Here is a 6,422-nt window from a genome sequence, read left to right on the forward strand (position 1 = left end):
AAAGGAGAAATGTCATGAGATTAGTGTTTACTAACCTACATCGCTATATTATTAAAAAACCTGACCAATTTCATAGGTATTCATGTAAGGGAGTGTAAATTGATGTTAATAAGTGACAAAAAATGTTAGTTTGGATTTTTAAAGATGTATGTTGAATTGAAAATTAAATCAAATAGTTAGTAAAAAAGCCCAAAAGATGGGCTTTTTATTGTAAAAGTAACGTAAATTAGAATTTAAACAAGCCGATTCCAGCTTTTACTTCATCCAAAGTCTGTTGGGTAATGTCACGACATTTTTCTGTACCATGTTTTAAAATATCCATGATGTAATCAGGATCTTTTTCCAACTCAGCACGACGTTCACGTATAGGTGCGATAAGCTCTTGTAAAATGCCTTCTAGACGTTTTTTCACCATACCATCGCCAAGACCACCGCGACGATAATGTGCTTTTAGCTCTTCGACTTCTTCTTTATTCGGATCAAAAGCATCGAGATAAGTGAATACAATATTGCCCTCAACCTGACCTGGGTCTTCAATACGTAAATGGTTTGGATCTGTATACATTGCATTTACGGCTTTTTTAATATCTTTATCTGTCGCATTTAATACAATGGTATTACCTAAAGACTTAGACATTTTTGCTTTACCATCAAAACCAGGCAAACGTGCCATATTCGATAATAATGCTTTGCATTCTGGTAATAGATCATGACCAATTTGACGATTGATACGACGTACAACTTCGTTGGTTTGCTCGATCATAGGTAATTGATCTTCACCTACAGGAACCACAGTTGCCTTAAAGGCAGTAATATCTGCTGCTTGAGCAATTGGATAGCACAAGAAACCTGCCGGAATATCGCGCTCAAAATTACGTAATTGAATTTCTGCTTTTACTGTTGGATTACGTTCTAAGCGCGCAACTGTCACGTAGTTTAGATAAATCATGGTGAGTTCATTGAGTGCAGGTAAGCAAGACTGTACACAAATTGTTGTTTTGCTTGGATCAATACCCACAGCCAAGTAATCTAGAGCAACTTGAAGAATATTGTTGCGAACTTTATCTGGGTTATCAGCATTATCAGTCATTGCTTGTGCATCAGCTAATAGTAGATGCTGATGATGACTATCTTGTAGACCTACACGAGAACGTAATGAACCGACGAAATGCCCAAGATGAAGTTGTCCTGTCGGACGATCGCCTGTCAAAATAATTGGACGTTGATCAACATTACTCATGATATGTTCCAAGATTCAGTTATTTGATAAATATAAGATTGGCGTTATTGTACGGTAAATAAAAATTTTTCGTCAGCGATTGCTTCAACTTTTTCTTAAAATAATGTTGTGAATTTATTGAGTAATTCTACAATAGCGAGATAAATACAAACTAGGAAATAAAAATGGCGAGTGGTTTATTATTATTACTTGATGATATTGCAACGATTTTAGATGATGTTGCTGTAATGAGTAAAATGGCAGCAAAAAAAACTGCGGGTGTATTGGGTGATGACCTTGCTCTGAATGCGCAGCAGGTGAGCGGTGTACGATCTGACCGTGAATTGCCTGTAGTATGGAGTGTTGCAAAAGGATCGTTCGTCAATAAGTTAATTCTAGTTCCATTAGCACTGTTAATTAGTGTTGTTGCTCCTTGGTTGATTAATCCACTACTTATGATCGGCGGTTTATTCCTCTGTTATGAGGGTGTCGAAAAAGTCGTACACATGCTGCATCATAAAAAAGCCAAAACGGCTGAAGAGGCAAATGAAAATCTTAAACAAGCAGAATTAGATTTAGAAAAATTTGAAAAAGATAAAATTAAAGGTGCGATTCGAACAGACTTTATTTTATCTGCCGAAATTGTGGTGATTTCACTTGGTACCGTTGCAACAGCAGCATTTATGACGAAAGTTTCTGTACTGAGTGTGATTGCAATTGCGATGACTATTGGTGTTTATGGTTTTGTTGCAATGATTGTTAAAATTGATGATTTAGGCTTATATTTAACACAACAAGCATCAGACTTTAAAAACAAGATCGGTCGTGGATTACTGGCTTTTGCACCAATATTAATGAAAACATTATCGATTGTTGGAACAATTGCTATGTTTTTAGTCGGTGGTGGAATTATTTCACATACTATTCCTTTATTACATCATTTCACAGAAGAAACGGTAGATCATTTAGAACTCATACCAAGCATCGGTTCGATTGTTGGTGCTTTAACACCAACTTTGATTAATTTAGGTATTGGTTTTATTGCTGGTGCGATTGTATTAATTTTGGTTGGAATAATAAAAAAAGTTTGGACTAAAGCTTCTGCTTAGCATTGAAGCCCACATCATCATAATAGAGAGAGATCGTTATGCGTTGGAAAGGTCGTAGAGTCAGTACCAATGTTGAAGACCGTCGTGGTGGTGGCGGGGCAAAAGCAGGTGGAATTAGTATATTAGGATTAATCGTGGCTTTTGTTGCATGGAAGTTTTTTGGTGTTGATCCTCAACAAGCTTATCAAGCAACTCAGGCTGTGACGAATGCTCAATCTTCTCAAGCAGCAGCAGCCCCACAGAATTTAACTGCTGATCAGAAAGAGGCAAGTGAATTTGTGGGAACTGTACTAGCCGATACCGAAGATACATGGGTACCTATTTTTCAACAATTAGGAATGACGTATAAGCCACCCAAATTAGTTTTATTTAATGGTGTTGTTCGATCGGGTTGTGGTACTGCTCAAGCGGCGATGGGACCTTTTTACTGTCCAGCAGATCAAAAAGTATATATCGATACTGCTTTCTTTAAAGATATGCGCCAGCAAATGGGTATTTCTGGAGAGCAAAATCAAACTGAACTTTCTCGTCAAGATCAGGCTGGAGATTTTGCACAAGCTTATGTGATTGCTCATGAAGTTGGTCATCATATTCAAAATTTATTAGGAATTTCTGGACAGGTTCAACAGGCACGTTCACAAGCTAGCCAAGCTGAAGGTAATCAGCTTTCCGTACGTTTAGAGCTTCAAGCAGACTGTTTTGCAGGAATTTGGGCACATCAGAATCAAAAGCGTACTCAGTTTTTAGAGCAGGGTGATATTGAAGAAGCGATGGATGCTGCCGAAAAAATTGGTGATGACTATTTACAGCGTAGATCTACGGGTCAAGTTGTGCCAGATAGTTTTACTCATGGTACAAGTGAACAGCGTATGCAATGGTTCCAATTAGGATTGAAGTCTGGTGACATTAATCAATGTAATACATTTAAAGGCATTTGATCATCTAATAAGTGATTAACTACGTAAGCTATACGAATAACAAAAGCAGAATTAAGTAAAATATTATTTACAAATATTGATTCTAGATCAAACGCTTATCCCGAAAATCGGCCTTGTGCGATAACCAATAATGGATGGGTGTTTGATCTATTTAAATTTCCTAAAACCGTCATTAATTTATTTTGATAAGCTTTATGTCTAGGTAGGTTGTTGGCTGTGTAATAGAAATATTAAAGAGGTGTTATGGGTAATTTCTTTCTTTTACAAGCATTAACGGCTGTTTTTGCACTTTCCATAGCAACCACTATCTTTAATAAACGAATATTAGGTTTTCCTCAAGCGATCGGTGTGCCGATTGTATCGGCAATATTCGTCTTTATTCTGCAATGGGGGGCGAGTTTATTAAATGGAAATGAGTTTATAACGATTAATATTCATAATATTGAATCAGCGGTTCGGAATATTGATTTTTACGATTTTTTAATTAATGGTGTTATTTGTTTTATTTTAACTTCATCAGCGCTTAAATTTAAAATTTCTGATTTAAAAAGTTATTGGAAGCCAATTAGTATTTTGGCAAGTATTGCTTTAGTACTCTGCGCCGTTTTTTATGCTGGGTTACTGTATATCTTCCAATGGGTGGTTGGTTATCCAGTACCTTTACCTGTATTGTTATTACTTGGTGCAGCTTTAGGAGCTACAGATCCAATTGGGATAAAAGGGGTATTAAGCTCTATTCGAGCACCGCATCATTTAATCGTAAAGCTTGAAGGTGAATCACTCTTTAATGATGCAATGTGTATTGCATTATTCATGACCTTGCTCAAAGTATTACAGGGGGAGCATTTTTCTCTGATCGCTACGATCGAGACATTACTTTATGAAATTATTGTAGCAGTCATTATTGGTTTTGCATTTGGTCTAGGTATTTTAAGACTGCTGCGTGGTAAGCATGAAATGGAGTCACTTATATTAACCACCGCTTTATTGGCCAGTGGTTCTTATTTAGTTGCATTATTTGCACATGCATCTGCGCCGATCGCTTGTGTGATAGGTGGCTTAATCGTTGGGAATAAATGGCAAGAAATAAGAGATCAGCGTGAAATACGCGAGGTGAATCATTTTTGGCATACCGTAGAGGGAATTATCAATTCATTCCTATTTACGCTGATTGGTCTAGAACTGTTTATATTGGATTTAAGTGCAAATTTAATTATTGGTGGAATTATTGCCTTCTTTATTCTCCATTTCTCTAGATTTGCCGCAAATTTTGCAGCTTTCGCATTATTTCCCTCTTTTAAAAATAAAAGCTATAACGGCAGTTTAGCCATACTTTCATGGGGTGGCGTTCGCGGAGGTATCTCTTTAGCATTAATTCTTGCTGTAGCGAATGTTCCGGCTCTTAGTGCGTATAGCAGTATTTTAATTGGATACACCTTTATCAGTGTTTTATTGTCTGGGGTGGTTTGCGGCTTGGGTTTACCTGCAGTGATGAATGCTTTCTACTACAATCCAAGCGAGGAAAAGGAGGGAATAAAAGGGCTATATCAACGATTATGTAATAAAATGAATAGAAGAGGATTCAAGTATATTGTTGGTGAAGATAGTGCAGGTAAAGAAATAATCACTATTTATAACCCCGAAATTTTATTAGATGAGAAGTCAGATGATGGTGTGGCAACTGTACATAATCCAAATAGACGTGAAGAAGTAAGACGTTTAGAAAATCCTGATAATTTTTAGCATTATATTTTGTTTATTTGATAAAAACCTTCTTTAAAGAAGGTTTTTCTTTTTAAAGGTGATTAAGATTTATTAAATAATATTTTAAAGTTATTTAAATACCTTTTAGGAACTAATTATAAATTCACAGTATATTTATTAATAAATGTAACTTTTATAATGGAATTAAAATTTATTTATTAAAGTAATTAATATAAATCAATTATTTATGTCATTTTGATTAAATTGTTTCATTGTAACTATTTTTATATCGGTTGTGTGAACTATTTAACATTTTGTGTATTTGATTTAAAGTAATGTTGTGAACTATATCACTAGAAACAATAACTTAAACTTACGTTAATAATGCAAACAGAAAGTAGTTGAAAATTAATAATTTATAATGAGGAATATAACCATGTCTGAGATACAAATAATTTCCAAGGAAAGTCATAAAACCCTTGAAAATACGACGGGAAAAACTGCGACATTATCTTCTGAACCCTCTGTAGTTTTAGTGAAGGTTCCAGTGAGTGATATTTCAGCGGTCAAAAAGGATGGCAATAATGCTGTTGTTTTATTAAAAAATGGAGAAATGATTGTTATACAGAATTTCTTCAGCCAAGGAGCCAATTTAGATAATAGTCTTGTCTTTCAGGGTGAAAATGGTCAATTAATTTGGGCTAGATTCAAAGATTCAGAAAATGATGCAGATGCAGATAGTGACGCAGATGCAGACAGTGATTCCGATAATGAAGGGGCAGTATATTTAGAGGAAACACCTGCAGCAGTACCTGAAGTGGCGCAAGCTCCAGTTTCAGATGTGGTATTTCAACCAATTCAATCAGTTGAACCTCTTTTGTATCACGATGCTGGTATGAGTCCTTGGTTATGGGCGATACCTTTGGTGGCAGGTGGTATTATTGCAGCAGCAAGCGGTGGGGGCAGCGACAATAATAACAACAATAACAATAATACGGATACAACACCTCCTAACACCGATAATGTTGTATTTGATATAGATCCATTAACTCCTGACAATGTTTTAAACGCAGCGGAAGCAGCGGGTAATGTCACGATTACAGGTAAACTGACCAACATTCCTGTTGATGCAGCAACAACAGTCGTGACTGTAGTTGTGAATGGTGTGAACTATATTGCAACGGTAAATACTGCAAATGGTACATGGAGTGTAAGCGTACCAGGCAGTGGCTTGTTGGCAGATGCAGATAAGACTATTGATGCAAATGTGAAATTTACAGATGCGGCAGGTAATAGCAGCACGGTAACAGACACCCAAGTGTATACAGTAGATGTTACCTCACCAAATGCGCCAGAAATTGATCCGATCAACGCAACAGATCCAATCACGGGAACAGCTGAACCTGGTTCGACGGTGACTGTGACCTTCCCAGATGACAGCACAACAGAAGT

The 6,422-nt window shown here is 36.3% G+C and carries 5 protein-coding genes; 4 read left to right on the plus strand and 1 reads right to left on the minus strand.

The genetic code is table 11. The features are described 5' to 3' along the window. Positions 1-226: 226 nt before the first annotated feature. Positions 227-1,240 (minus strand): tryptophan--tRNA ligase, encoded by a 1,014-nt coding sequence (trpS, locus tag F933_RS13120; RefSeq protein WP_005061849.1) that lies wholly within the window; start codon positions 1,238-1,240, stop codon positions 227-229. A gap of 164 nt (positions 1,241-1,404) precedes the next feature. Here trpS and F933_RS13125 point away from each other — a divergent pair, with 164 nt between their 5' ends. From F933_RS13125 to F933_RS13140, 4 genes are all read left to right on the plus strand, one after another. After that, positions 1,405-2,328 carry a DUF808 domain-containing protein gene (locus F933_RS13125; protein WP_005061853.1) on the plus strand — a complete coding sequence of 308 codons (924 nt, stop codon included), beginning with the start codon at positions 1,405-1,407 and terminating at the stop codon, positions 2,326-2,328. 38 nt (positions 2,329-2,366) lie between these two features. Further along, positions 2,367-3,266 (plus strand): KPN_02809 family neutral zinc metallopeptidase, encoded by a 900-nt coding sequence (gene ypfJ, locus F933_RS13130; protein WP_005061855.1) that lies wholly within the window; start codon positions 2,367-2,369, stop codon positions 3,264-3,266. Between the two features lie 243 nt (positions 3,267-3,509). Continuing rightward, positions 3,510-5,009 carry a cation:proton antiporter gene (locus tag F933_RS13135; protein WP_005061857.1) on the plus strand — a complete coding sequence of 500 codons (1,500 nt, stop codon included), beginning with the start codon at positions 3,510-3,512 and terminating at the stop codon, positions 5,007-5,009. 397 nt (positions 5,010-5,406) lie between these two features. Beyond that, positions 5,407-6,422 (plus strand): BapA/Bap/LapF family prefix-like domain-containing protein (locus F933_RS13140; RefSeq protein WP_005061859.1); only part of this gene is annotated, 1,016 nt, incomplete at its 3' end.

This window comes from Acinetobacter beijerinckii CIP 110307 (assembly GCF_000369005.1).
In the GTDB taxonomy this organism is placed as follows: Bacteria; Pseudomonadota; Gammaproteobacteria; order Pseudomonadales; family Moraxellaceae; genus Acinetobacter; species Acinetobacter beijerinckii.

Bases quoted from the DNA above. Each gene is read 5' to 3' on its own strand.
- trpS (WP_005061849.1), bottom strand. From the start codon at position 1,240: ATGAGTAATGTTGATCAACGTCCAATTATTTTGACAGGCGATCGTCCG.
- F933_RS13125 (WP_005061853.1), top strand. From the start codon at position 1,405: ATGGCGAGTGGTTTATTATTATTACTTGATGATATTGCAACGATTTTA.
- ypfJ (WP_005061855.1), top strand. From the start codon at position 2,367: ATGCGTTGGAAAGGTCGTAGAGTCAGTACCAATGTTGAAGACCGTCGT.
- F933_RS13135 (WP_005061857.1), top strand. From the start codon at position 3,510: ATGGGTAATTTCTTTCTTTTACAAGCATTAACGGCTGTTTTTGCACTT.